This window comes from Acinetobacter sp. USHLN143, assembly GCF_037145695.1.
GTDB lineage: Bacteria > Pseudomonadota > Gammaproteobacteria > Pseudomonadales > Moraxellaceae > Acinetobacter > Acinetobacter fasciculus.
The window spans coordinates 1-223 of the sequence record NZ_JBBCWZ010000336.1 but is presented as its reverse complement, the minus strand read 5'-3'; the positions used below and the strand labels follow the sequence as shown (position 1 = coordinate 223).

Genomic DNA, 223 nt, shown 5'->3' with positions numbered 1-223 from the left:
AACAAATTAACAGGAATTCTCTGTCTCAGAAGAATCTGATCAACTTTGAGATATAGATATGTTAAATATCTTATCTAAAATTCCACGCACAAAAAAATCCCCCTCTGCCTTAGCGGAGGGGGATTTTCGAATAATGAGCTGGCGATGACTTACTCTCACATGGGTAACCCCACACTACCATCAGCGCTAAGAGGTTTCACTTCTGAGTTCGGGAAGGGATCAG

At 41.7% G+C, this 223-nt stretch carries 1 rRNA gene; it reads right to left on the bottom strand.

Annotated features, from left to right (window positions below):
• Positions 1 to 136 precede the first annotated feature (136 nt).
• Positions 137 to 223 (bottom strand): 5S ribosomal RNA (gene rrf / locus WFH18_RS18280); the annotation flags it as partial.